Annotated in this window: 25 protein-coding genes; 8 read left to right on the top strand and 17 right to left on the bottom strand. The window is 56.3% G+C overall.

Translation table 11 applies throughout. The features are described from left to right. Positions 1–16: 16 nt before the first annotated feature. From CSC3H3_RS02445 to CSC3H3_RS02425, 5 genes are all read right to left on the bottom strand, one after another. Positions 17–679 (bottom strand): DUF459 domain-containing protein, encoded by a 663-nt coding sequence (locus tag CSC3H3_RS02445; protein WP_101283473.1) that lies wholly within the window; start codon positions 677–679, stop codon positions 17–19. Further along, entirely contained in the window at positions 676–1,998 is a 1,323-nt protein-coding gene (locus tag CSC3H3_RS02440; protein ID WP_101283471.1) for a CCA tRNA nucleotidyltransferase, read from the bottom strand. The genes CSC3H3_RS02445 and CSC3H3_RS02440 overlap by 4 nt, the downstream gene beginning before the upstream one ends. A gap of 95 nt (positions 1,999–2,093) precedes the next feature. Then, on the bottom strand, positions 2,094–2,387 hold the full coding sequence (locus tag CSC3H3_RS02435; protein ID WP_101283470.1) for a DUF6111 family protein: 294 nt from the start codon (positions 2,385–2,387) through the stop codon (positions 2,094–2,096). Positions 2,388–2,473: 86 nt separating this feature from the next. After that, positions 2,474–3,121, bottom strand: a complete 648-nt coding sequence (locus CSC3H3_RS02430; protein WP_101271251.1) for a CoA pyrophosphatase — start codon at positions 3,119–3,121, stop codon at positions 2,474–2,476. Then, the gene (locus CSC3H3_RS02425) at positions 3,118–3,714 is read right to left on the bottom strand and encodes a DUF1285 domain-containing protein (RefSeq protein ID WP_101283468.1); all 597 of its coding nucleotides are present in this window, start codon (positions 3,712–3,714) and stop codon (positions 3,118–3,120) included. Before CSC3H3_RS02425 ends, CSC3H3_RS02430 begins: the two co-directional genes overlap by 4 nt. Before the next feature lie 125 nt (positions 3,715–3,839). On the opposite strand from CSC3H3_RS02425, the gene CSC3H3_RS02420 reads away from it, so the two are divergent. The 4 genes from CSC3H3_RS02420 to CSC3H3_RS02405 are packed head-to-tail and all read left to right on the top strand — an operon-like array spanning position 3,840 to position 10,772. Then, complete coding sequence (locus CSC3H3_RS02420) at positions 3,840–4,883, top strand: AAA family ATPase (protein WP_101283466.1); 1,044 nt, start codon at positions 3,840–3,842, stop codon at positions 4,881–4,883. After that, entirely contained in the window at positions 4,883–5,824 is a 942-nt protein-coding gene (locus CSC3H3_RS02415; protein WP_101283464.1) for a DUF58 domain-containing protein, read from the top strand. The genes CSC3H3_RS02420 and CSC3H3_RS02415 overlap by 1 nt, the downstream gene beginning before the upstream one ends. After that, the gene (locus tag CSC3H3_RS02410) at positions 5,821–8,703 is read left to right on the top strand and encodes a DUF4159 domain-containing protein (protein WP_245881243.1); all 2,883 of its coding nucleotides are present in this window, start codon (positions 5,821–5,823) and stop codon (positions 8,701–8,703) included. Before CSC3H3_RS02415 ends, CSC3H3_RS02410 begins: the two co-directional genes overlap by 4 nt. After that, positions 8,700–10,772 (top strand): hypothetical protein, encoded by a 2,073-nt coding sequence (locus CSC3H3_RS02405; protein WP_101283462.1) that lies wholly within the window; start codon positions 8,700–8,702, stop codon positions 10,770–10,772. The genes CSC3H3_RS02410 and CSC3H3_RS02405 overlap by 4 nt, the downstream gene beginning before the upstream one ends. A 124-nt stretch (positions 10,773–10,896) precedes the next feature. Here the strand turns inward: CSC3H3_RS02405 and CSC3H3_RS02400 are convergent, their stop codons facing one another. Next, positions 10,897–11,886: a LysR family transcriptional regulator gene (locus CSC3H3_RS02400; RefSeq protein ID WP_101271241.1), complete on the bottom strand. Its 990-nt coding sequence runs from the start codon at positions 11,884–11,886 to the stop codon at positions 10,897–10,899. Between the two features lie 177 nt (positions 11,887–12,063). Between CSC3H3_RS02400 and CSC3H3_RS02395 the strand changes: the two genes are divergently transcribed. Further along, positions 12,064–13,029 carry a glutathione S-transferase family protein gene (locus tag CSC3H3_RS02395; protein ID WP_101286065.1) on the top strand — a complete coding sequence of 322 codons (966 nt, stop codon included), beginning with the start codon at positions 12,064–12,066 and terminating at the stop codon, positions 13,027–13,029. Between the two features lie 243 nt (positions 13,030–13,272). Here CSC3H3_RS02395 and CSC3H3_RS02390 read toward each other — a convergent pair whose 3' ends face one another. From CSC3H3_RS02390 to CSC3H3_RS02355, 8 genes are all read right to left on the bottom strand, one after another. Further along, positions 13,273–13,776 (bottom strand): F0F1 ATP synthase subunit B family protein, encoded by a 504-nt coding sequence (locus tag CSC3H3_RS02390; RefSeq protein WP_101271237.1) that lies wholly within the window; start codon positions 13,774–13,776, stop codon positions 13,273–13,275. Between the two features lie 5 nt (positions 13,777–13,781). Beyond that, complete coding sequence (locus tag CSC3H3_RS02385; RefSeq protein WP_101271235.1) at positions 13,782–14,267, bottom strand: F0F1 ATP synthase subunit B family protein; 486 nt, start codon at positions 14,265–14,267, stop codon at positions 13,782–13,784. A 75-nt stretch (positions 14,268–14,342) separates the two neighbouring features. Next, positions 14,343–14,567, bottom strand: a complete 225-nt coding sequence (locus CSC3H3_RS02380; protein WP_073953291.1) for an ATP synthase subunit C family protein — start codon at positions 14,565–14,567, stop codon at positions 14,343–14,345. Between the two features lie 61 nt (positions 14,568–14,628). Continuing rightward, positions 14,629–15,351, bottom strand: a complete 723-nt coding sequence (locus tag CSC3H3_RS02375) for a F0F1 ATP synthase subunit A (RefSeq protein WP_073953290.1) — start codon at positions 15,349–15,351, stop codon at positions 14,629–14,631. 33 nt (positions 15,352–15,384) lie between these two features. Then, complete coding sequence (locus CSC3H3_RS24945; protein WP_245881242.1) at positions 15,385–15,741, bottom strand: AtpZ/AtpI family protein; 357 nt, start codon at positions 15,739–15,741, stop codon at positions 15,385–15,387. A 294-nt stretch (positions 15,742–16,035) separates the two neighbouring features. After that, positions 16,036–19,569 (bottom strand): chromosome segregation protein SMC, encoded by a 3,534-nt coding sequence (gene smc / locus CSC3H3_RS02365; RefSeq protein ID WP_101283460.1) that lies wholly within the window; start codon positions 19,567–19,569, stop codon positions 16,036–16,038. A gap of 78 nt (positions 19,570–19,647) precedes the next feature. After that, positions 19,648–20,244, bottom strand: coding sequence for a DsbA family protein (locus CSC3H3_RS02360; RefSeq protein WP_245881241.1), 597 nt, complete (start codon positions 20,242–20,244; stop codon positions 19,648–19,650). Between the two features lie 223 nt (positions 20,245–20,467). Next, positions 20,468–21,082, bottom strand: coding sequence for a DUF721 domain-containing protein (locus CSC3H3_RS02355; RefSeq protein WP_101271231.1), 615 nt, complete (start codon positions 21,080–21,082; stop codon positions 20,468–20,470). A 98-nt stretch (positions 21,083–21,180) separates the two neighbouring features. Between CSC3H3_RS02355 and mutY the strand changes: the two genes are divergently transcribed. Further along, a complete protein-coding gene (gene mutY / locus CSC3H3_RS02350) occupies positions 21,181–22,251 on the top strand; it encodes an A/G-specific adenine glycosylase (RefSeq protein ID WP_101283458.1) in 1,071 nt (356 codons plus the stop codon). 78 nt (positions 22,252–22,329) lie between these two features. On the opposite strand, the gene CSC3H3_RS02345 is transcribed toward mutY, so the two are convergent. Both CSC3H3_RS02345 and CSC3H3_RS02340 read right to left on the bottom strand, forming a co-directional pair. Continuing rightward, entirely contained in the window at positions 22,330–22,539 is a 210-nt protein-coding gene (locus CSC3H3_RS02345; protein WP_245881240.1) for a hypothetical protein, read from the bottom strand. Between the two features lie 139 nt (positions 22,540–22,678). Further along, on the bottom strand, positions 22,679–23,779 hold the full coding sequence (locus CSC3H3_RS02340) for a site-specific DNA-methyltransferase (RefSeq protein ID WP_101271227.1): 1,101 nt from the start codon (positions 23,777–23,779) through the stop codon (positions 22,679–22,681). Between the two features lie 331 nt (positions 23,780–24,110). Here CSC3H3_RS02340 and CSC3H3_RS02335 point away from each other — a divergent pair, with 331 nt between their 5' ends. Together CSC3H3_RS02335 and CSC3H3_RS02330 are read left to right on the top strand one after the other, a co-directional pair. Beyond that, positions 24,111–24,716, top strand: a complete 606-nt coding sequence (locus CSC3H3_RS02335) for a flavin reductase family protein (RefSeq protein ID WP_101283456.1) — start codon at positions 24,111–24,113, stop codon at positions 24,714–24,716. A gap of 120 nt (positions 24,717–24,836) precedes the next feature. After that, positions 24,837–25,799: an SAM-dependent methyltransferase gene (locus tag CSC3H3_RS02330; protein WP_101283454.1), complete on the top strand. Its 963-nt coding sequence runs from the start codon at positions 24,837–24,839 to the stop codon at positions 25,797–25,799. A gap of 79 nt (positions 25,800–25,878) precedes the next feature. Here CSC3H3_RS02330 and CSC3H3_RS02325 read toward each other — a convergent pair whose 3' ends face one another. Continuing rightward, positions 25,879–26,316, bottom strand: coding sequence for a GFA family protein (locus CSC3H3_RS02325; protein WP_101271222.1), 438 nt, complete (start codon positions 26,314–26,316; stop codon positions 25,879–25,881). Between the last annotated feature and the right edge of the window lie 200 nt (positions 26,317–26,516).

Raw genomic sequence — 26,516 nt, 5'->3', positions numbered from 1 at the left:
TGTTGTTATCCCGTGATCAGCCTTCAGGCTGGTCTTCGATTTCAAATGCGTCTTTCCAGCCCTGCCACTGCCAGATCATATCTGCCAGCATGTCATAACCCGCCGTATCAGGGTGATAGCCATCCCCCCGGCGCAAGGCACGCTGCCAGGTGTCGTCGGTGCGGGTATGCTCAAACCCATCCAGATAGGGAATGTCCATGCCCTTGGCGGTTTCGGCAAATAGCTGGTTTAAGCCTTCCAGGCGTTCATTCACGATCTGGCTGGAACGGCCCCCATTAATCACGGCTTGCGGCCCGACCCACAGGGTGGGTGCCATCGCACGGGCGCGCGACATGATATCGGTGGCGTTCGCCAGTGACTGGGCATGGGACACACGCATTGTTGTTTCTTCGCCGCGGTCCTGGGCGTGCATGGCATCGTTCAGGCCAAAACCAAAAACCAGCACCAGGGGGAATTCCCCAGCAATGCGGCGTTTGGCATCCTCTTCCCAGCGCGATTTCAGATCGTCGCTGGTTTCCGCCCGGATCGCGAGATTGTAAATCGTCACATCAAGCTTGCTGTCGGTTAACAGGCGTTGCCCCAACCGCATTGGCCAGCCGCCCTTTTGGGCATCGCGAACACCTGCAACAATGCTGTCACCGAAAAAGCAAACACGGTGACCAAACTTACGGTCTGTCATTTCATCTCCCGGGATGGATCGGCATTTTTATGTGCCGCCATATAATCCATCAACATGTCGCGGTCTGGCTGCATGTCATTTTCCAGCCAGTATTCTTCGGCGCGGCGCAAAAGCTGGCCGACCATCGGCCCGGCGGGCACCAGCCCGGCCTGTAAAATATCGCGGCCCTTTACGGGTAATTCCGGCTGCTGCCAGCCATTTGCCAGTTCCAGCATTTCCTGCCAGCGGCGGTTTTCGCCGGGCACCGGGCGGGCTGCTGCGTGGGCGGCATGGCTGGCCCAGGCCATGATCACCGCATCGCGAAAGGCCGCCACACCCAAATGATACAAATGCTGGCGCACGCGTTTTGCATCCATGACATTTTCGATCAGGCGATAACTGAAACACATCAGGGAAAACCGTTCGACCTCGTCATTTGACAGGCGAAGGGAACGGGCAAACCGCGCGGCATGGGCCATGGCGTCATCGCCGGTATGTGGACTTACAAAAAGCGATGCCATCCGGCGCAACGGATCAATCGATATCGCGGCATCAGCCAGTGCCGTGGTTTCCAGCCATTCAACAATGCGCAGGCGTGCCACATTGGTCAGTTCGGGCAAAATGGCGGGTAACACCGAAAAGCCGATCATGTCGCCAATGGTGGCTGCCGGGCTTTTGGCGCGCAGCAATTTGAACATTTCATCGCGAATACGTTCGCGCGAAATATCGCGTAAACCCGCCGCACCCTTGCGGCAGGCTTCGGCACCGATGGCATCCACTGGCGGGCGGCCGAAATGGGCAAAAAACCGGAAGAACCGCAAAATGCGCAGATAATCCTCGGCGATGCGGTCTTCGGCAACACCAATAAACCGCACCTTGCCAATACGCAAATCCGCTTCGCCATTAAAGGGATCGTAAATCGTGCCATTGGCATCGGCATATAGGGCGTTAAAGGTGAAATCGCGCCGTTTGGCATCTAACAGCCAGTTATCGGTAAAGGCGACCTCGGCATGGCGGCCATCGGTTGTGACATCGACCCGCAAAGTGGTGATTTCATAGCTGTAATCATCAATGACAGCGGTTATCGTGCCATGCTGCAGGCCGGTGGGAATAACGCGAATACCGGCATCCTGCAGGGCTTTCATGCTGGCTTCGGGTTTCAGATCGCAGGCAATGTCAACATCGTGCAAATCACGCGCCAGCAGGACATCGCGCACAATACCACCGACAAACCGGGCCGTGCCGCCCTTTTTGGCCAGGGCAGCAAACACCCTGCGGGTTTCCGGGGCGGCCATAACGCCATAGGGGGCCAGATGCCCGGTGGGTTCCAGTTTTGTCATGCGAAATCTTGGGCAAAGCCAGTAATTACAAAAAAGCGGAAGGCACGGCCGATAACCGTTGTGACAGATAAATACCGCACAGCGCACGGCACATATTATTGCGGATCTTTGGGTTCAAAATAGCCCGGCGTGATGACACCATCTTTGAGTTCGGGCGCATGATAAACCGAATCAGGCGCGGCACCACTGGTAAGTGCGGTGAACACCAGAATACTGCCTGCCAGCAAAATACCGATAAAAAACAGCATCAGCCACGGCCCCTGATCCCAGGGCGGAATAATATCGTGCCCTTCGCGTATGGCCTTGGCGCGCGCATATTTCAGCCACACGGAATAAATCACGAATGGCAGAATAAGCGGCAGTCCGATCTGGATAATTTCACGCAGCATGGCGGCCTTCTTTCTGGCTGGTCAGTTCGGCATTCATGACATGCCAGGCATAGATCAAACAAAACGGGCAGCAGGTTAAACGCGCCCTATATCCCCGAAGGCATAGCCCCCTGGGCGCGCAGAAGGTCGCTGAAATTGACCAGCATGCCAGCCGTTGCCCCCCAGATATAATATTGCCGGTAGGGAATGGCAAAATAGCGCCGCTTGGCCCCTTCAAATTCCACGGTTTGCAGTTTCTGGTTTCGCTGTTCAAGAATAAAGGATAGCGGCACTTCAAAAACCTCGTCGACCTCGAACGGGTCGGCAACCAGATCGAATGGCGGGGTTACAATGCCAACCACCGGCGTCACCTGAAACCCGGTAACGGTGTAATAATCATTTAACCGGCCCACCAGACGGATATGCTGGCGGTTCAGGCCAATTTCCTCTTCCGTTTCGCGCAAGGCGGTTTCTTCAAGGTCGGGGTCGGCATCTTCCTTCCGCCCACCGGGAAAGCTGATTTGCCCGGCATGGGCGTTTAAATGAGCGGTACGGCGCGTCAATATCACCGACAGGCCATTGTCGCGCGCCACTAACGGCACCAGCACGGCCGCAGCCCGTGCCTGCAATTCGCCCTCGGCAAAGGCGCGCGCCCGCGATTTGGAACCGGGAAAATCCACGGCATGGTCGCCCACCCGCAATTCAAGGCCATCGCGCGGGGCTTTAAGGGCGGTAATAATCTGTTCCGGTGTCATTTTTCGTCATTCTCCACGGTGCCGATTTTAAAGAATCGTCCGTGGCTGTAAACGCCGATCGCCGTTTTTGCCGGATCATCGGTTTCAATTTCTTCGGCCCAGTCCACAAGCTGGTAAAAACTGGCCCGGTTCAGCCGGGCTTCCAGGCCGCGATCCAGTGCAATATAGGGCGATGGTTCGCCGCTTGTGCTGTCTTCCTCGACCCGAAGCGTATGATTTTCATCAAGATCAACCCACTGGTCGATATTGGTGCGCATTTTAATGACCGGGCCAGCATCAGCATTTTCCGCCCCTTCCTCGCGTCGCACCTCGACCACGACAAAGGCCGCGTCTTCAACGTCGATCCGGGCCATTTCGGCAGGGGTAACCAGCCAGTGACCGCCTTCTTCGTCGCGTTGCAGGACGGTGGAAAACAGTTTTACCAGTTCGATGCGGCCAATTGGCCCGCCCTGATAAAACCATGTGCCATCCCGCTTGATGGCCATGGGAATATCACCACATATCTGGGGGTGGCGGCCCGATGGCGGCTTGCCACTGCGCAGACGTTTCCAGAGATTTTCTGCAAGATCGACAGTTTTATCGCTTTGGGTCATGTTATACACTTGTGGTCAAGGTTTCTAATATACCCTGCATATTAGCTAGTTTACGATCCAGGAATTTCCAGCCTGTGTGACAGCCCGATAGATCCAATGCAACAGAGGATGCAGAATTTACGGCCATGACAAACACGCAGCACTTTCCTGAAGAATTTGGCATGTCCCGCGAAAGCAGCCTGGAACAGGATGCCGCCCGCCTGGACGCCTGTGTTGCCCGACTGGGCGAAGCCCGCGATATGATCGCATCCATCATCTTCGGCCAGGATGAAGCCGTTGACCAGACCCTGATTGGCATTCTTGCTGGCGGCCATGTTTTGATGGTCGGCGCACCTGGCCTTGGCAAGTCGCTGATGGCGCATACCCTTGGCAAGGCGTTGGGGCTTCTTGATAAACGTGTGCAGTTCACACCGGACCTGATGCCTGCCGATATTCTGGGGTCCGAAGTCCTGGAAGAAGGGCCGGATGGCAAACGTGCCTTTCGTTTTATCAGGGGCCCGGTTTTTTGCCAGTTGCTGCTGGCTGATGAAATCAACCGTGCCAGCCCGCGCACGCAATCGGCCCTGTTGCAGGCCATGCAGGAACGCGAGGTTTCGGTAGCGGGATATTCCCATGCCCTGCCCCTGCCGTTCCATGTGCTGGCAACGCAAAACCCGCTGGAGCAGGAAGGCACCTATCCGCTGCCCGAAGCGCAGTTGGACCGGTTCCTGCTGGAAGTTCGCCTGGCCTATCCCGACCGGGATGCCGAACGCCAGATTGTGGCCCAAACCACCGGGCGCCATTTAAATCGCCCGCGCCAGATTTTACATACCGACGAACTGATCGAGGCACAGGATTTTGTCCGTCGCCTGCCGATGCCCGACCGTGTGCTTGATACCATTATTGCGCTTTGCCGGGCCTGCCGCCCGGAAAGCACCAGCTTTGACGATATCAAGAACAATGTTGCCTGGGGGCCGGGCACCCGCGCGGCACAGTCCCTGTCGCTGGCGTGCCGGGCGCGTGCAATGTTGCAGGGCCGATTTGCCCCGTCGCTTGATGATGTGTCGGCACTGGCAATACCGGTTTTGCGGCATCGTTTTGGCCTGACCTATGGCGCACGGGCGGATGGTTATTCCGCCGCATCGCTGATTACCAATGTCCTGTCCAGAATAAGGGATCAGCACGCATAATGGTGCCTGCTCGCAATTTGCCTGACCAGATTGCCGCCGCCCGTTCCCTGGCGGCGCGTCTGCCGCAACTTGTTGATGAATCGCGCCGGTTGGCAACCGCGCTGCGCAGTGGTTTGCACGGCAACCGCAAGGTAGGGCCAGGCAGCGATTTCTGGCAGTTTCGCCCCTATGTTGCGGGCGACCCGACCGGGCAGATCGACTGGCGCCGTTCGGCGCGCAGCGACAATACCTTTATTCGCCAGACCGAATGGCAGGCCAGCCACACCTATTGGATATGGCCGGTGTTTGGCAGTTCGGCCTTTTGGGCATCGGATGAAAAATACCGCCCCAAGGCCGACCGCATGATGGTTATGGCCCTGGCCCTGGCCGACCTTTTATTGCGCAATGGCGAAACCGTTGGCGCCTTCGATGCCCCCCACACCCGCGTTACCGTGCATGACCAGCTACAAAAACTGGGCCATGCCATGCTAAGCGCGCCGGATAATGCCGATCGCGGTATTTCGGCCATTCATCCCGGGCGCAGGCACAGTGTTTTAATTCTGGGCGATTTTCTGGAATATGCCGCGCCGGACCAATCCCCTGCCACGGCGCTGCGCCGCCTGGCCCATAACCTGAATGACGGGGCGTTGATCCAGGTATTGGACCCGGCCGAATGCACACCGGAATTTACCGGCCGCATCGATTTTACCGATGGCAACGACAACCTGCTGCTGCATAGCGAGAAGTTCGAGGACCAACACGCCGAATTTGCCCGGCGCAGCCTGCGCTGGCGTGCGCGCATTCGCGATGCGACCATGGCCAGCCAGTGGCTTTATGACCTGCATGTCACCACCGAAAGCCCCAACCAGACCCTGCTTGCCCTGTATCAGCATATTACCGAACGGCCCTTGCGCAATGGCGGCGGCCCGGCAACGGGCAATGCCCGCGGGCGGCCTGCATGACATTTAACGCCATTACGTTTCTTTACCCCGCATTTCTGGCAGGCCTGTTGTTGCTGCCGGTATTGTGGCTGATTATTCGCAGTGCGCCGCGCCGACCACGCCGTATTCATTTTCCCGCTGCACGCTTGCTGCTGGGGGCGACGAATAACCGCCGCAATGCCGAACGCGCACCGATCTGGCAAACCATTTTACGCAGCCTGATCCTGCTTTGCCTGATATTGGCGGCGGCCCACCCGGTTTTGAACAAAAACGATTACGCACCCGATAATGGTGCCATTCTGGTGATGGTTGATAATAGCTGGTCCAGTGCCGCGCACTGGCCGCAATATCGCCAGGGGATGAAGCAGATCGTTAACCAGGCGCGGTTAAACAACCAGCCGGTTTTCATTGCGCTGACGGCCCCCGAAGCCGCCGGGGCCAATGACATTGCCCTGCCCCCCATTTTGGGGCCGCTTTCCCCCCATGCCAGCCAGGATGCGTTTGACCGCATTCAACCCCGCCCCTGGGCGCCGGATTATCATGGTTTGGGAAACCTTATTTCGGCGCGCCAGGACATTATCAACGCCATATCCAGCGCCATTTTCGTAACCGACAACATTGCCGCCGATGGCAAGGCCACCCTGGCGGGTGACCTATCGGCGGTGTCGCCCTTAATTGTTTTGCACCCGGTTGCCGATGCCAATGACGGCAGCATTGTTATTTCCGGGTTAAGCCGCAATCGCAATGGCATGAGCGTTAATTTGCGCCATTCACCGCTGGGGAGCGACAAGCCGGTTACCCTTGTTGCGCGCGACAGCCGCGGGCAGGTGATTTTGCGCCATCCCGCCACATTGCAAAGTGGAACGACCACCAACCGCATTGAAGTGGCCCTGCCCGGCGACATTGCCAATGCCATACAAACCGTTGGCCTGACGGGTATTGAAAGTGCCGCCGCCCTGTTTCAGACCGGGGCAAAATGGCAGCAGCGCAAGGTTGGCATTATCGTCAGTTCTGGCGAAGGCCCGGTTTTGCTGTCGGACCGGTATTTCTTTCTTGATCGGGCAATATCGCCCTATGCCGATATCAGTTATGGCACACTGGCAAACCTGCTGGCGCAAAAGCCCGATATTCTGGTTGCCACCGGCAATATTCCCGGCCTGGGCAGCCAGCAGGGCCAATTGGCAAGCTGGCTGGATAATGGCGGGATGCTGGTACGTTTTGCCGGTGACAGTGCGAGCAGCCCTGATGACCGCTTTTTGCCCGTTACCCTGCGTATGGGAAATCGCGATTTTGGCGGGTCCATGTCGTGGGAACGGCCCAAACGTTTGACTGCCTTTGCCGATACCAGCCCGTTTCATGGTTTGCCCATCCCCGAAGACATCACCGTGAACCGCCAGCTTCTGGCCGAGCCAGACCGCGATATTGTGGAAAAAACCTGGGCCCGGTTAACCGATGGCACGCCGCTTATTACCAGTATGGCGAAAAATGCCGGGCGCATTGTGCTGTTTCACGTCACCCCGTGGGCGGATTGGTCCAACCTGCCCATGTCGGGGCTTTTTGTGCAAATCTGGCAGCGCATCCTGCCCCTTGCCAGCCCGGATAATCAGGCGTCTTCGGCAATTCAGGCTTTATTGCCTGCGCAATCGGTGCTCGACGGGTTTGGCCATGCCCACCAGCCCGACCCGACTGTTTTGGGCCTTCAGGGTACTGCCGCCATGCCCGACCCGCGCCACCCGCCGGGTATTTACGGGCAAAATGGCCAGGCTGTTGCCCATAATCTGGGGTCGTTTTTAACCGGGCTGGATAGGCCGGTGAACTGGCCCGATCAGGTGCAGTTAAAAACCCTGGTCGATGACAACCAGATGGACCTTGCCGCCATTTGCGTTTTTGCCGCCTTCTGCCTGTTCCTGCTTGATACGCTGATCATTATTTTAACCGGGGCCAACAGCCAGTTTCAGGGCTATCGCCGGGGTCGGAAAATGCGTGCCACGCTTTCGCAATCCGATGGAGGTGCTAAGGGCAGCAATGCTGCGCACAGCAAAGCAGCAACACAGAAGCCAGGTGCGGCAGGCGGCAATAATGGCGCCCAGAACCGGCTTGGTATGCTGGTGATTTTGGCGGGCAGCATGGCCGCGGCCTGCGGCCTTTTAACATTGCCAAACACCGCCCATGCGCAGGAAAACAGCCAGGCCCCGCAAAGCGATTTTCGCGCGGCCCTGCATCCGCGCCTTGCCTATATGGAAACCGGTGTTGCCGCGATTGACCGCCTTAGCAAGGCGGGGCTGACCGGCCTGACCGAAACGCTGCGCCGGCGCACTGCCGCCGACCTGGCAACGCCCAGCATGGTGAACCCGCAAACCGATGATCTAAGCTTTTACCCGCTGATTTACTGGCCGCTGACCGAAGGCCAGAACGAAATGTCGGCCTATGGCCGCGAACAGCTTAACCGTTACCTTGCCAATGGCGGCATGATCCTGATTGACAGCCGCGACCGCGAGGTGGAACCCGCCCGCCTGCGCCGATTGCTGGCCGGGGTGGATATTCCGACACTGGCACGTGCACCCGGCGACCATATTGTTTTTCGCAGTTTTTACCTGCTGGATCAGGCCTATGGCCGGTTTGACGCCCCGCTTTGGGTAGATGCCCGGCCCGACCCGCGCCTTGATGGTGTGGCATCGGTTTTGTTTGGCGGCAATGACTGGGCGGCATCCTGGGTGCAAACACGGTTGGAACTTGAACGTTACGGCGAAGCCACCAGCAACCCGATTGACGATATTTCACCACGCCGCCACGAAATGGCGCTGCGTTTTGGTGTCAATCTGGTCATCTATGCCCTGACCGGCAGCTATAAGGGGGATCAGGTACATTTGCCTGCCATCCTTGAAAGGCTGGGCCGATGAGCAACTGGCAGGATTTTCAGATCAATCCGCTGATATCGACCGACTGGCTGGGCCTTCTCGCCGTGATTGCGATTGGCTTTCTGGTGCTTGGCATTGCCATGCGGCTGCGCGGCGGTGTTTGGCGGGCGGTGATGATGGCCCTGATGCTGATCGGGCTTTTGGCGCCACAATTTACCGACCAGTCCCACGAAAAACTAAGCGATATTCTGCTGGTTCTGGCGGACCGGTCCGAAAGCCAGAATATGGGCAACCGCCAGGCCCAGACCGATCAGGCCATTGCGGAACTGCACCGGGAATATGATGACGACCCGGATATTGACCTGCGTATTGAAAATATTCCCGGCACCACCCAGACCGATATGTTTTCAGCGCTGGACCGCCTGTTGGGCGGCATCCCGCGCGAACGCCTGGCCGGGGTTATCATGATTACCGACGGGCAGGTGCATGATGTCCCCGCCAGCCTGAAGCTGAACGCGCCTTTACATGTGCTGATTACAGGCACGCAGGACGAACGCGACCGCCGCCTGCAAATGCATCAGAATGTCGATTACGGCATTGTTGGCAAAGATGCGGAATTCATTGTCGAGGCGATTGACCCGGACCTGACACCTGGCAGCCCGCTGGGTGTGACCCTTTTGCAGGAAGATGGCACGGTGCGGCGGTTTGATGTGCCAGCCAACCAGAAAACATCGGTCACCATTCCCATCACCCATGCAGGCCCGGTTTTGGCCGAACTGCGCATGCCCGCCCTGCCCGACGAAGCCGATACCAGCAATAACCGCCTGATATTGGAAACCACCGGTGTTCGTGACCGGCTACGTGTTTTGCTGTTATCAGGCGAACCGCATCCCGGTGAACGCGCATGGCGCAACCTGTTGCGCGCCGATCCCGGGGTTGATCTGGTGCATTTCACCATTTTGCGCCCGCCGGAAAAAGGCGATGACACGCCGATCAATGAACTGGCCCTGATCCCCTTTCCGATCCGAGATCTGTTCGAGGTGCGCCTGAAACAGTTCGATCTGGTGATTTTTGACCGTTACCAGCGCCGTGGCGTATTGCCGGTGCAGTATCTGGAAAAGGTGGTTGAATATGTGCAGGGCGGCGGCGCGGCCCTTGTGGTGGCCGGGCCTGAATATATTGCCGAAGATGGCCTTGCCGATACGGTATTGGGCCAGATGATGCCGCTTGCCGCGACCGGGCGTATCCTTGAACAGGGATTTGTCCCGCAGGTGAATGAAACCGGGCGGATGCACCCTGTCACATCGGCCATTGCAGGCCCCCGCCAGAACACCCAGAAATGGGGCAAATGGTACCGCCAGCTTGAAACCCGGCAAACCAACAACCAGGCCATGACCGTTATGACCGGCATTGATGATTTGCCGTTACTCACCCTGTCGCGCGTGCGCGAAGGGCGTGCTGCCATCCTGACCAGTGACCAGATGTGGCTGTGGCAGCGCGGCCATGATGGTGGCGGCCCGGTGGCCGAATTGCTGCGCCGCCTGTCGCACTGGCTGATGAAGGAACCGGCACTGGAAGAAAACACCATCGAAACCACCCGGTCCGCCGATGGCAAATCACTGGATTTGACCTGGCATAAAATTGGCGCAGCCCCGCAAAACGCTACGGCGCTGGACCCGGTAACGGCCCGGTCGATCGAGGCCCCCTTTGTCCGCCAGTCAGACCAGACATGGCATGCCAATATTCCGATTGAACAACATGGGCTGATCCGCATTACCGCACGCGACAGCCAGGGAAAAAGCCAAACCGCCCTTCATGTTGATCGCGATGTGTTAACCCGCGAACGGCGCAACACCACATCGACCACGGAAATTCTGGCAAAAACGGTGGCGGACAATAATGGCTTTATCGGCCGCCTTGAAAAAGGTGAACCGGACTGGCGGCGCGTGGACAGGGCGGACCAATGGCATGGCACAAACTGGGCGGGCATTGTGCGAACCGATAGCTACCGCACCCTGATTGGCACAACTACCAGCCTGCTGCCACTGCCTGCACTGGCCGTTATTGGCGTGCTGCTTTGCCTGTTTGGCTGGCGGCGGGAAACCCGTTAACGCCCTTTACGCGACCTAGAGATAACAAAGTAAAAACGCCAGAGGGGAAAAGGCCCTTCTGGCGTTTTTTATTCGCGGCGATGTCAATTAACTGTGGCGGTCAAAAACAACGGCACAGGATTGCTTATGCGTCTGCTTCTTCGTCGTCAGCCCTGCCCAATACATGTTCGGGAAGCGGCCTTACGACCTTTGCGCACGGGCCGCGCATTTCGGTTGCGAGGCCGGAATTGAACCGTTCCACCAGATAATCGATAAACATGCGCACCTTGGTCGGCAGGTGGCGGCGTTCGGGATAGACAGCGTAAATACCGCCTCCCAGACGCGGCCAGTATTCCGGCAGGATCGGTACCAGTTCACCGCTATGAAGCGATTCGGCAATAATGAATTCCGGCTGGCTGGCAATGCCCAGACCGCGCCTTGCGGCAACGGCGGTAAACTCGCCATTGTTGCACCACATGGTCGGGTTTACCCGCACGCTGAGCGGGCCGTCGGGGCCGTCAAATTCCCACACATTGGGGTTCGGCAGGTTGCTGTAGGCAAGGATATCATGATCAACCAGATCATTGGGATGCTTGGGCGTACCGCGCCGTTCAAGATATTCCGGGGATGCCACCATCTGGCCGTGAAAATCGGCCAGCTTGCGGGCGATCATGCTGGAATCGCGCAGGCGCGTGATGCGAATGGCCATGTCAAAACCTTCGGCCACCAGGTCCACCTTATGGTCGGCCAGATGAATATCAACCTTCAGGCCGGGATAAAGCTCCATGAAATCCGCAATGACATTGGGCAAAAAACGCTGACCAAACGTTAGCGGGGCCGAAATGCGCAAAACCCCGCGCGGGGTTCCACGCAAATCCGTCAGGGCATGTTCGGCAGATTCGATCTCTTCGACCACACGCGCGCAATGCTGATAGAATGTTGAACCGGCATCAGTCAGGCTGAGGCGGCGGGTGGTACGGTTTAACAGGCGAATGCCCAAACTGTCTTCCAGCTTGGTGACATGTTTGCTAACGGCGGATTTCGACATGCCCAGTTTGCGCGATGCGCCAGAAAAGCTTTGCTCTTCGACCACGCGGGCAAAAACCGTCATGCCATCCAGATTACCAATCAGCATTGTCCCATCCTTACCTGTCGGGGTTTGCCACATCACTGTTGCGCATATGGAAACAAATTAATGTCACATCACCCCATTGCCTTCAACTTGGAAAACGTCAAGATAGGGTCAACACCGTAATATGCACAGCCGGTAAGACTGCCTGATGCTTACCGGCCGGAAATGAAGGAAACGACCATGGGATTGCTGATTGACGGGGTCTGGAAGGACCAGTGGTACGATACCAAATCCACCGGCGGCAAATTCAAGCGCCAGGAAAGCGCGTTTCGCAATGAAATCTCGACCGATGCCGATGCCCGCTTCCCGGCCGAAAAGGGCCGGTATCATTTATATATTTCCTATGCCTGCCCCTGGGCGCACCGCGCGCTGATCTTTCGCAGCCTCAAGGGGCTGGAAGATATGATTTCGGTTTCGGTGGTGCATTGGCGGATGCTGGAAAATGGCTGGGAATTTTCCCCCAAAGATAATCTGACCGATGATCTTGGTGGCCATGATTTCATGCATCAGGTTTATACCGATGCCGACCCGCACTATACCGGCCGCGTTACCGTGCCGGTTTTGTGGGACAAAAAAACCAACACCATCGTCAATAACGAGTCAGCCGAAATCATCCGCATTTTCAATACCGCGTTTGATGGCCTGGGCGCGAAGGAAGGGAACTATTACCCCGACCATCTGCGTGATGAAATTGATGCGGTGAATGACCGTGTTTATCACGAGGTGAATAACGGTGTTTACAAATCAGGTTTTGCCACCACCCAGCAGGCCTATGAAGATGCCGTTGGCACCCTTTTTTCCGCGCTGGACTGGCTGGAAAACCGGCTGGGCGGCCAGCGTTATCTGGTTGGCAACCAGTTAACCGAGGCCGACTGGCGCCTGTTTACAACCCTGTTGCGGTTTGATGCGGTCTATCACGGGCATTTCAAATGCAATATCCGCATGCTCAAGGATTATCCCAATCTGTGGGACTATACCCGCGACCTGTACCAGCATCCCGGTATCGCACAGACCGTTCATTTTGATCACATCAAGGGCCACTATTACGAAAGCCACCGTATGATCAACCCGACCGGGATTGTGCCGGTTGGCCCGATGCTGGACTTCATGGCACCCCATGGCCGGGCCGAACGGTTTGCCAACTGAACCAACAAACCCCTTGCGAAAAATGGAAAGGGGACTGGCAGATATCCATACAAACTGCTTCTGCCAGTCCCCTTTATGAATTCCGAGGGCATCACTTACAGGCTGTGCTGTGAATACCTGTGATCAGCAAGAAGCGTTTCAATAATAGCATCGCCCCCGCCCCATAGGCCCTGATCGCAGATATGAAAAAGCCCCTCTGGCGAACGCCAAAGGGGCTTTTTTCCGAAAAGGAGCAAACCTGAATTAGTTCAGGCGGCCCTTGATCTCGGCAATCGCGTTATCAACCAGTTCTTCCGCCTTCGCGCCAGTTGCCTTTTCAGACACCATTGCGATGGTTGCCTGGGTAGCGATTTCGGCCACACGGGCACGAACTTCAGCCACGGCCTGGGCTTCCAGATTGCTGATACGATCCATGGCCTGCTGTTCACGACGCTTGAGCGACGCTTCGAGTTCAGCCTTGGCATTTGCCAGCATACGGTCGGCTTCCGACTTGGCATGAGCACGGATTTCATCCGCCTCTTTAAGCGCTTCGCGCTGCTTGGCCTGATATTTGGCCAGAAGCTCCTGGGCTTCTTCACGCAGGCGCTGTGCTTCGTCAAGTTCGTTGGAAATCTTGCCAGAGCGCTTATCAAGCGCTGCTGAGATACCCTTTACAACCTTGAAGCCGCCGAGAACGACGACCAGCAGGAATGCAAAAGTTACCCAGGTTTCCGGATTGGTGAAGAAACTACCGTGTTCTGCTTCCATGGTGTTTATTCCCCAATGACTGCCGAAACTGCACTTTCTGCAGTTTTGGTCTGGACCTTGACGCCGATCAGTTTCGCAGTTGCTTCGCGGGCAATATCAGCCGCGGCCTCAGACACACCACCAAGGGCAGCAGTCTTGGCATCTGCAATCCGTTTCTCGGCTGCGGATGTCTTGTCAGACAGTTTCTTGGCCAGCGCGTCGGTTTCAGCAGCCTGCTGTGCAGCAGCCTTTTCCGATGCTTCGCGAATATCGGCATGAGCGGCTTCCCGGGCTTCTGCCAGGGCTGCTTCGTACCGTGCGATGGCGGCATCGGTTTCGTCTTTCAACGCCCGAGCCTTGCCAAGGTTGTCTTCGATAGTCTTGTGACGGCGTTCCAACACGTCACCAACTTTCGGCAGTGCAATTTTCGACATCAGAATGTAAAGGACGACGAAAACAACAGCGAGCCAGAAAACCTGGGACGGGAACGACGAAATATCAAACTGCGGCATAGCCTACTCCCGAATTCAACGACGCCGGCGAGAGAAAACCCTCGCCGGGCCGAGTATTCGCGCAAAAGGCGCCGATTAGCCGAACAGAACGATCAGCGCAACGACGAGTGCGAACAGTGCAATAGCTTCGGTAACGGCAAAGCCGATCCAGCCATAAAGTTCAACGTCAGCTTTGGCAGCCGGGTTACGACCAACGGTCGCGATCAGGCTCGACCAAATGTTACCCACCCCGATACCGGCACCAATCATACCAATAGCAGCCAGGCCAGCACCGATCATTTTCGCAGCATCGAGTTCCATAACTTCACCCTTTCGAATTTCTTAAAGGCAATAAGAAAAGATCACACCAGTCCACAGCACATTAGTGCATGTGGATTGCATCATGGAGATAGATGCAGGTGAGAATTGTGTAAACATAGGCCTGAAGCGCAGCAATGCCGAACTCCAGAACGGTAATCCCCGTCAGCATAGCGAAGGGAAGCACGCCGAAAATGCCGATCAATCCGACGAACCCGCCAATCACTTTCAGCATGATGTGGCCGACTGTCATATTTGCGAAAAGTCGGATTGCCAGGCTGAACGGACGAGAGAAATAGGAAATGATTTCAATCGGGATCAAAATGATCGCAGTCGCAATCGGGGCACCTTCCGGAAAGAACATACGCAGATAATGCGTTCCGTGGCGCGCAAAGCCGATAATCGTTACACCGATAAAAATCACCAGAGCCATCGCGAAGGTCACGATGATGTGGCTCGTAAAGGCAAAGCCGTGCGGGATCATACCAAGAAGGTTCCCGAACAGCACAAACATGAACAGCGTGAAAACAAACGGGAAGTACTTGCGCCCGGCCGTCCCCACATTATCTTTGAGCATATTGGCGACGAATTCGTACATCACCTCGGCCGCACCCTGCCAGCGACCCGGCACCAGTGCGCCACGACGCATGCTAAGCGTCATGAACGCCGTTACGAGAACGGCTGCGATCACCATCCAAAGGGCGGAATTGGTGAAGGAAATATCAAAACCACCTGCCGAGATTTCGGCCAACGGTTTGATTTCAAACTGCTCTAGCGGTCCAGCCACCGTAATCCTCGCTCAATCTTGTCAGGCCAAGGATTATTCCTTGTCCCCCTGCTTGGGCTTCCCCATCGCGCGCCCAAGTCCAATGGCACTATCATAGCCTTTGGCTGCGCGATAGGCGTTAAGGCCCCCGGCACCTGCCCCAAGAATGACAAAAAGGACAAGCAACAAAGGCATCGTATTAAAAAACCGGTCCAGTCCCCAACCAATCAGCAGCCCGACCACAGTAGCAGCGATCATTTCCGCTGATATCCGCATGCCTAGCGCCATGCCCGCCGACGAACTTTTCCGGCCACCCGAAACCGGGCCCTGCTTTTCTTCACGCCGTCCAGCTACGGCCGTCAACTTGCGATCCAGCTCAGCCAGAGAAGCGCGATCTTTATCCTCGCTCATCGTGACAAACCCCGCTGTGACAGCCTTGCGTGCAACACAAGGAAAGGCGCGGGCAACATACTTAGCCCCCCATAGGCTGTCAAGCCGTAAAACCCGGATGTTCGCAGCATCGAAAACCCCATTTAACAAATTGAAAAATAACAATTTTTAACGAAAAAGCACCCTAAATGGGCCTCAGGTGTGTTCGGGATCACTCCTTATACACCCGACCCGAAAACAACCCGCAAAGCCGTGCAACCGGCGGTTTCCCTGGGTTCCCGGACATGAAATGGATCTTTCAGGCACTCTTTTGACCTAACTGGTCAAATCCAGCTCATGCTGTTCTTTTTGCGAATAAACTTCCGCCTGGCGCAGGTCAACCGACACCAGGGAGGATACACCGCGCTCTGCCATCGTCACACCGAACAGGCGATTCATTCGCGCCATTGTCATACGGTGGTGGGTAATAACCATGAATCGGGTATTGGCGTGGCGGCCAATCGCCTCAAGCAGACGGCAGAAACGGTCAACGTTGGCGTCATCCAGCGGGGCGTCAACTTCGTCAAGCACGCAGATCGGCGCCGGATTGGTCATGAAAACCGCAAAGAGCAGCGCCATCGCCGTCAATGCCTGTTCCCCACCAGATAGCAGCGAAAGATGCTGCAGCTTCTTGCCCGGCGGTGAGGCCATGATTTCCAGCCCCGCATTTAACGGATCATCGGCTTCGGTCAGCATCAGATGTGCATGCCCCCCGCCAAACAGCCGCACGAACAATTGCTGGAAATGCTTGTCGACTTCCTCAAACGCCTTATTCAGGCGCTGACGCGCTTCACGGTTAAGCTGGCTGATCCCATTGCGCAATTTGTCAATCGCAGCCAGCAGGTCGTCGCGCTCGGTTACCAGCGTGTTTTTCTGTTCTTCCATCTCGGCCAGTTCAACCTCGGCACGCAGGTTAACCGCCCCCAGATTTTCGCGTTCACGTGTCTGGCGGCCAAGGCGGGCTTCAATATCGGCCTCGGATGGCAGTTCTTCATTCTGATCAAGCATTGCCAGTTCCGGCAACTGATCAGGGGTGGCATTTACGCGTTCGCGAATACGCTCGATTAAATCGCGGCGGTGCTGTTCGGCCTGCTCTAACAAGGCCTCGCAGCGCACACGCCCTTCGCGGGCTTCGGCCAGTTTCTGTTCGGCATCTTTCAGGGCCTGGTCGGCATCGCGCTGCGCTGTTTCCGCGCTGACAAGCCGATCCGCGCTATCCTTGCGTTCCTGTTCGGCCAAGCCGACACGGTCGGTCAAAACGGCTCGGCGTTCTTCAATTTCGTCGGGGCGCAGTTCAAGCTCTTCAAGCTCCATCTGCGCTTCTTCCTGGCGTTCGCGCAGCTGGGCAACACGGTCCCCCGCCCCCGACGCACGTTCATTCCAGGTGGCAATTTCGTTTTCAACAAATTCCAGCCGTTTGCGCCGCCCCGACATATCGCGCTGCATGCGTTCAAGCTGGCTGCGTGATTCCATCTGGTCGGCGCGTGCATCAGAAAGATCAGCGCGTTTTTCGTTCAGTTCGGCCTTAATCTCGATCAGGCCATCGCTGCTTTCCTGCGGGGTGGCGGCTAGCTCTTCCTGTTCGGCAATCAGTTCATCGAGGTCCTGCCGGGTGCGGTTCACCACGTCCTCGGCGGCTTGTAGGCGGCTTTCAATGGCACTGGCATCGCGCTTGATATTAGCGATTTCCTCGCGTGCCCGTGAAAGCTGGCCATCGGCCTCGCGCGCGGCACGGTGGGCTTCCTGCTCGGCTGCACGGGCCTCGGCAATTTCCTCGTTCAAGCGTTCCAGCGTTTCACGCGCCAGTTCGGCACGCTCAACGCTTTCTTCAACCAGATCTTCGATTTCGTCGCGTTCGGCACGCAATTCATCCAGGCGGTTGCGCTGGCGCAGGCGAACTGCTGCGGGCAGTTCCGCCCCGGCCAGAATACGATACCCATCCCAGCGCCACAAAGACCCATCCCGTGAGACCAGCCGCTGCCCGGTTTTAAGCTCCTTGCACAGCCAGTTACCGGTGGAGTCGTCATCAACCACGCCAATTTGCCACAGGCGGCGATTAAGCAATGCCGGGGCCTGCACAAATTTCGCCAGCGCCTGGACATTTTCAGGCAATGCCGGGTCATCGGGCAGCGGGTCCACCCCGGCCCAATGGGTTGGCGCTTCGGGGGCATCGGGTGCGTCAAGGTCTTCGCCAAGGGCAGCAGCCACCGCCAGTTCCAGCCCACCCTGAACCGTGATCTGTTCAATGATCGGGGAATATTGACCATCGCCGCTGCCTTTGACCAGGCCTTCAAGGGCTTCGATCTCGGCACGCAGGCGGGCAAGGCGCGATTCAACATCGCGCTGGGCATCCCGGGCCTGATTTTCGGCAATTTTGGCGGCATCTTCGCGGTCATGCAATTCGGCGACGCGCATTTCGGCTTCTTCGATTGCCATTTTGCGCTGTTCAACCGTTTCCTCGCATTCCTCAAGCGCCATTTCGGCATCTTCAAGGGCATCGCTGAAATCGGCTTCAACGCGAATATCATCCAGCTTGGCAACGGCTTCGTCGTAACGGTCCGTCAGGCGGATGCGGCGTGCACCCAGTTCGGACAAACGCTGCTGCACCGATTTAAGGCGGGCTTCCTCGGCAGCGGCCCGGCTGGTCAGCTCGTCAACCAGACCTTCGAGTTCTTCAACGCGCAGGGCCTTTTCGGCAACGCGTTCGCGGGCATCATCCAGTTCGTCGTCTTCGCCGCCCTGGGCGTCGCGCAAATCCTGGCGTTCGCGTTTCAGCTTGTCCAACGCGCCTTGCGCATCGTTTGCCAGTTCGGCTTCACGGGAAAGGTCGGCATCAATTTGCTGAATGCGGGCGCGAAGCTGCGCCATCTGCGTTTCGATCTGCTGCTTTTCTTTGTCCAGGCCTTCACGCTCGATCACCAGGCGTTGCAGGGCAGCACTGGCTTCGGCTTCCTGTTTGCGCAAATCGGGCAGGCTGGCGGCAATATGGGCCTGTTCGGTGGTGGCGCGGGTGACCTCGCCGGTCAAATCACGCACGGCTGATTCACCGGCCACCAGCAATTCTCGGGCATCCTGCTGGCGCTTGGCAGCTTCCTGCCAGCGAATATGAAACAGCAGGGCTTCGGTCTGGCGGATGCTTTCGCTTAATTTGCGGTAACGCTGGGCCTGCCGGGCCTGCTTTTGCAGCGAAGTAATCTGGCTATCAAGCGTCACCAGAACGTCTTCAAGACGTTCAAGATTCTGTTCGGCATTTTTCAGGCGCAGTTCGGCCTCGTGCCGGCGTGAATGCAGGCCGGTAATCCCGGCGGCTTCTTCCAGCACCAGGCGCCGTTGCGAGGGTTTTGCCCCGATCAGCGCGCCAATTTTGCCCTGCGACACCATGGCGTTGGACCGCGCCCCTGTTGCGGCATCCGCAAACAGAAGCTGTACGTCACGCGCACGGACATCCTTGCCGTTAACCTTGTAATTGGAACCGCCGCCCCGTTCGATCCGGCGGACGACTTCAAGTTCCTCGTGGTCGTTAAACATTGCCGGGGCGCGATGTTCGCTGTTGTCCAGCACCACGGAAACTTCGGCCACATTGCGGGCCGGACGTGTGGATGTGCCGCCGAAAATAACGTCGGACATATCCGAGCCACGCATCTGCTTGGCCGATGTTTCGCCCATCACCCAGCGCAGCGCTTCAACCAGATTGGATTTGCCACAGCCATTCGGACCGACAACACCTGTCAGCCCGTCTTCGACCAGCAATTCGGTTGAATCGACGAAGGACTTAAACCCCGTCAGTCGCAGCGACTTGAATTGGACCAATCAGTTCCCCTGGCCGATAAAGGCCCGTGTTTTTACCGGCGCATTGCATAACGCGCCGGTAAAGCAAGTTTCAATCAATTAGTTGGTCAGATCATCGACCTTTTCGGTGAAGAATTCCAAATCCTTTTCACCGGAATAGGTTTTGCCATCGATCAGGAAGGTCGGCGTGGCATTGACATTGTATTTCTGTTCGGCTTCCAGGCGCGAACCCACAATGCCATTGATCAGTTCTTCATCGGCCAGGCAGCTATCCACCGTTTCGCCGTCCATGCCGGCAAAGCGGGCAACCTGTTTGATACCGGCGATCGGGTCGCTGCTGCGTGCCCAGGTCAACTGGGATTTGAACAGAAGTTCCAGCACGCCAAAATACCGGTCATCACCCGCACACTGGGCAACGGCAGAGGCACGAACCGCAACCCCGTCCAGCGGGTAATCGCGGTAAATCCATTTAACCTTGCCGGTATCGATCAGTTCCTTTTTGACGTCGGGGAACACGTCGTTGGCAAAACGCGCACAATGCGGGCAGGTGAAGGATGCATATTCAACAATCGTCACCGGCGCATCTTCTGCGCCCATTACGTGTTCTTTGTATTCCGTGGCCTGCGCCCCGTGCGCAGTCAATGCCGCCAGGGAAACACCAACCACCGCAACAAGGTATTTAAACGGCTTAAGCAAGGAAACCTCCGTTAAAACAAACTTTTGCGATTACAAGCCGGTTGCGCCTGCTAAGTCAACACAGCCCCGCAATGGCCGTTGAACCAACGAGTCGCAAACATTGCCCGAAATTCGGGCAAATCCATGTTGATCTTTCGCCAGAAACTGATTCGACAAAAGCGGCAACCGGTTGCCTATCGCAAACACATCACCGCCGGTACAATTCAACCGGGGTGCTGCATTTTCATGGTTTGCCCTGGCCTTTACCGGCGCCACTGATATGACGACCCAAACGCAATAGCACTTCCCGCAGGGCCGGGTCTTCGATTTCGTTGATCACTTTTTCGCTACCTTGGCGGATCGGGCCTTCGGGCACGTGGGCGGGGCGCAGCACCCGTTTTTCCGGGCGGGAAATATCACCCTGCATCATTTTGATGCGTTCCACCGCACGATAACCGAAATAGGTATTCACCCGGTCAATGATTTGCGGCATGCGATGCTGCAATTCCAGCGCCATCGGCCCCGAAACACGCACCATAAGCGTGCCACCGCCACCATTTTCACCGCGCGGCGGGGTATAGCGCACGGGAATGGTGCAATTTTCAAGCGCAGGCCCCACAATTTCGGCCCAGTGCAGCAAAATTTCGGCCTGGAAGAAGCCGCGCTTGCGCACCAGCGGCCGCGTCAGGTTTGACACCAGCGGGGCGACATTGCGCAAACCTGTGTAACGGTCACGGTCGCCCGCCATGGGCGTGATGCGCTGGCGTTTGCGCGCGGCATTTTTTGCAGCAATTCGCTGGCTTTCCTGATCCACACCAGAAGCCCGAGACGTATGATCGGAATTGTTGCTCTTGCTCATGGGAAATCTTTTCTCTTGCTCACGGCGGCGTCTTCCGTAGGGTCGCTGCAACTTTATCGCCAAAATCGCCAATTTGCATAACATATCACGGAAACGCCGTGCATTTCACTGATCAAGAAATCATCACACTTCGCCAGACCATGCTGGAATGGTATGACCGCCATCACCGGACACTGCCCTGGCGTTCGGAACCGGGCGATACACCCAATCCCTATCATGTGTGGCTGTCTGAAATCATGTTGCAGCAAACAACGGTGATTACGGTTGGCCCCTATTTTGCGGCATTTTTAAACCGCTGGCCCACGGTCACCGACCTTGCCAATGCCGAACTGGACGATGTTTTGCATGCCTGGCAGGGGCTGGGATATTACGCGCGGGCGCGTAACCTGCATAAATGCGCCAAGGCGGTTGCCAGCGATTATGACGGCAAATTCCCCGATACCGAAGAAGGCCTGTTAAAGCTGCCCGGCATCGGCCCCTATACGGCAGCAGCGGTTTCGGCCATTGCCTTTAACCGGCCATCCAGCCCGGTTGATGGCAATATCGAACGGGTTATTTCACGGCTGTTTGCCCTTGAAACGCCGCTTCCCGATGTGAAACCGGAAATTAAGGAAAAATCCGCCGCCCTGACCCCGCCAGATCGCCCCGGCGATTATGCCCAGGCATTGATGGATTTGGGCGCAACCATTTGCACGCCGCGCAACCCGGCCTGTGGCATTTGCCCCTGGCAGGCATTTTGCGATGGCCGCAAAACCGGCATCGCCCCGGAACTACCACGCAAACGTAAAAAACCCGCCAAACCCACGCGGGTTGGTTATGCCTTTTGGGTCCAGCGTGATGATGGGCAAATCCTGATCCGCCGGCGGCCGGAAAGCGGGCTTTTGGGTGGTTTATATGAAGTACCCGGCAGTGAATGGCGCGCCATTGACGCCCCGGACCAGATCATGAAGGACCAGGCCCCGATCAATGCGGACTGGCAGGAAATTTCAGGCACGGTCGGGCATACCTTTACCCATTTCCATCTCGATGTCAGCGTTCTGGCAACAAAGGTTGGCAATGATATTGCCCCTGGCCCCGACGGGGTTTGGACAAGCATTGATGGCCTTGCCGATTACGCCCTGCCCACCGTGATGAAAAAGATCGTCCGCCACGCCCTGAAAAATCTGTAAGGCCAGCGGCATAAACCGATGCAAAGAAAAAGGCCCGTAGCAAATTACTGCGGGCCTTTGACATGAATGATCATTCGATCAGGCGGTAATATCGATAATCTGGCCCCGACCACTGCTTTCAAGCGGTTTGGACTGTGCACGTTCGGCTTCGGCAGCCTGTTCAACACGCTGTGCCGGGGGTGCCTGCAAATCATTGCCGCCGGTTTCGGCGATCGGCGCAACGGCTTGCTGGATCTGCACGGGATTGGGCGCATAGGCTGCACCGTAACCACCAATCTGCATCGTCATCTCCGATCCGCTAAACTTATCAACCCGTGATTTATACCAGAATTCAGGTCAAAACAAAAAGACCGAAACGCGCAATGCTGCGTTTCGGTCTTCACAATGCTGTCAACTGCTACGGCGTATGATGCGCCCGGTTGCCATTTCAGGCAGACATCTGGCCCATTTCCTTGCGCAACTGGCTGCGCAGATTATCAATCGAAACCAGTCGTCCGTCGCATTTGTAATGCCAGTAAGTCCAGCCATTACAGGCCTGTGCGCCCTGAACCTGTGCGCCTACCTGGTGAATGGAACCTGCGGCATCCTTATGTGCAATCGAGCCATCGGCACGGACCATGGCCGCAACGTTGCCGCGATTGTCATAAATTTTGTCGCCCGGTGCCAAAAGGCCACGTTCGATGACCGCACCAAAAGGAATACGCGGCAGGGACCGTTTGGATTCGGTCAGCTCCAGGCTTTCACCATCAAGCATCTGAACCTTGCTGATACGCTCACGCGCGGCCTTGGCGTAGTCTTCCTCGCGTTCCAGACCAATAAAGTGACGGCCCAGACGACGGGCTGCCGCCCCGGTGGTGCCGGTGCCAAAGAACGGATCAAGCACCACATCACCCTGACGGGTGGTAGCCATTAACACGCGCTGCAACAGGGCTTCGGGTTTCTGGGTCGGATGGACCTTTTTACCCTTCTCATCCTTCAAACGTTCACCGCCCGAACAGATCGGCAGCAACCAGTCCGAACGCATCTGCAGCCCTTCGTTAAGCTGCTTCATCGCTTCGTAATTGAAGGTGATGGCCTTTTGCTCGGCATTTTTCGAACACCACAGCAGGGTTTCATGCGCATTGCAGAAACGCTTGCCCCGGAAATTGGGCATCGGGTTGGTTTTGCGCCAAACGATGTCATTGAGGATCCAGTAACCGATATCCTGCATCACCGTGCCAACACGGTAGATGTTATGATAGGACCCGATCACCCAGATCGCGCCAGTGTCTTTCAGCACACGGCGCGCAGCCTGCAACCACTGACGACTGAAATCGTCATAATGGTGAAAGCTGTCAAATTGATCCCAGTGGTCATCAACTGCATCAACCTTGGTATTGTTGGGACGCAGCAGATCACCGCCCAGTTGTAAATTGTAGGGCGGATCGGCAAAGATCAGATCGACCGACTTTTCCGGCAGGGTGTTCATCAATTCGATGCAGTCACCTACCAGAACCTGATCAAGCGGTAATGTTTGCTTCTTTGTCATAATGCCTTCACGGTTCCCCCTTGAAACTTGAGGAAATCATGGGCGCAAAAAGTTAACAGACTCCGAAAATTATTGCGGAGTCGCGTCACTTTGAATGGAATTTCAGTTGTTTAGACAATCTTAACTGATAGGCGTCAAAAGACTGGGGAATTTTGCCCGGGAAAGCCGATTCGCTTTTGCGAAATCCAAAGGCCAAGAAAAATCGGGCTGCGACGCGAAATTTCAGGTTTTCTGCAGAGTCACGTTGCATCGCAAAACATTTGCGCCAATTATTTGGCAAGTTTTTCTTCCTAGTCGTGAAATGCGGCGAAAATCAGAACAGGACGGCCAAATGTTTTACGAACCGGGTAAAACCCCGCACAATCTTCCGCATGATCCGTTCAAGGCCTGTGTTGTGCCCCGCCCGATCGGCTGGATATCGACAATCAGCCCCGAAGGGCATGCCAACCTGGCACCCTATTCGTTTTTTAACGCCGTTTGCGGCACGCCGCCGATGGTGATGTTCGGTGCCAGCGGCGCCTCGCGCGACAGTGCGGCCAATGCAAGGGCAACCGGCGAATTTGTTGTTGCGGTAACACCCAAAACAATGCTGCGCGAAATTAACCTGTGTTCAGCCCCGCTTGCCGCCGATGAGGATGAATTCACCCATGCCGGGCTTGAAAAACTGCCTGCCAGCGTCGTGAAGCCCTATCTGGTCAAAGGCGTGCCGATCCATATGGAATGCAAGGTTTTCCAGATTGTGGATCTGCCCAGCCCCAACCCGGGAAAGCCCAACAGCATGGTTATTGGCACGGTTGTTGGCCTTCATATTGATGAAAGCGTGCTGACCGATGGCATGGTCGATATCGGCAAATTCGAACCGTTAACGCGGTTGGGTTATCAGGAATATGCAACGATTTCGGAAAGCTTTACCGTCCGGCGCGAAGATTTCTGGTAATACCCGTTTACCTTTGTGGACCGTCTTTGCATTTCATATGCGGTCCCGGCAGGGCAGTGTTGAAAGTAGCATGTCTATTTGCTGCTTTTACCGCCCCCAAAAGCACGGTAAAAGCAGCCCATGACAGAGATTTTTTCCACACCGGACGGCATTGATGCCGTGATCGAACCGATGAACGCCACCGGCTATCTTGCTGCTGTGGGGTTCGAGGACCAACTGCGCCAGGAACTGGGGGACGTTATTGAAACCCATGACCGGCTGATGTTTGCGCCTGGCCCGGAAAGACGGGTTTTCTGGGCGCAAAATGTGTGGCGCAACCCGGTTCGTATTGCCATTCCCTCGGTCAAGGGGGCAGCCAAGATTTTGCGCTTTAACCAGCGCAACTGGGCGATGTTTAAATTTGACCATTTTTCCCGCGCCAAACTGATCGAAGCCAACCTGCCCCATGTTTCGGCAAAGCGGCAGGTTTTTGGCGCACCGGCACCGACCGCACCGCTGGGGTCATGGACACTGATTGACCCGGACACCATCATTGCTGCGATGGATTGTTCCAGCCCGTGGAAAAACGGCGAAGTCGAATTTGAAGAAGACAAGGTCACACCGCCAAACCGCGCCTATCTGAAACTGTGGGAAGCCTTCACCCGACTGGGCGTGTTTCCCCAGGAAGGCGAAATGACGATGGATATGGGCGGCAGCCCCGGTGGCTGGACCTGGGTTTTGCATGAAACCGGGGCCTCGGTGATTTCGGTGGACAAGGCAAAGCTGGACCCGAAAATTGCCAAGCTGCCGCGTGTTGATTTCCGCCAGGAAAGTGCGTTTGGCCTTGACCCGGAAAAAACCGGGCCGATCGACTGGCTGTGTTCGGACGTCATTTGTTACCCGGATCGCCTGTATCGGCTGGTCAATCAGTGGATGGAAACCGGCATGGCGACCAATTTCATCTGCACCATCAAAATGCAGGGCGATACCGACCACGCCGCCGTTGCCCAGTTTGCCGATATTCCGGGATCAAAGGTTGTTCATCTTTACAATAACAAACATGAACTGACCTGGATGAAAGTGCCCGGCGTTACCGACCAGTAAGTAACGCGCAAAACCGGGCTTTGCGGCCAAGAAACATCAAAATGGCGGTGCCTTTTACAGGCCCGCCATTTTGTTTTGCCTAATCATCGTGGTCAAAGGCCGGAATGGCGGGATCAAGCGGGTAATAGTCGCCCTTGAAAGCGCAAAATATTTGCGATTTGGTTTTAAGCCCCGATGGGCCATCAAGCGTACCTGGTGTAATCGCAATATTTTTGGATCGCACGACCCGCCAGAAAAGCGCCGATCCGCATTCCTTGCAAAAACCGCGGTCGGTTTTATCGGACAGGCGATACCAGCGCAGGCCGCTATCATCGGAAAAATGCAACTCATCCTTGATAACCGATGCATAGGCACTGACATGCCCGTGCAGTTTTGCGCACAAATGACAGTGACACAGCGTCACATCATCAATTTCGCCGCGCACTTCATAGCGCACCGCACCACAATGACAGCCACCATGATGGCACGTTTCATCATGAACGCCGGAATCTGTTACGTGCTGATCGTTATCGGGCATGACGGATATCCTTTATCGTGCGCAACACCCAAAGTTGGTGTCAGACATTTCCAATAAAAGCCATTCTTCACGGCAAAAAGCAGGCACTGGCAGGGCAAGACAGGATCATTCCACAAAGCAGCCTATCGTCAAGCATGTTGCAATAATGTTTGAGATTGCCAGCACACAGTCCTATTCTGCCGCGACTGCGGGGACGGAAT

This window comes from Thalassospira marina (genome assembly GCF_002844375.1).
GTDB lineage: Bacteria > Pseudomonadota > Alphaproteobacteria > Rhodospirillales > Thalassospiraceae > Thalassospira > Thalassospira marina.
Note: the sequence above shows the minus strand (reverse complement) of the source record. Positions and strands in the feature narration are given on the sequence as shown.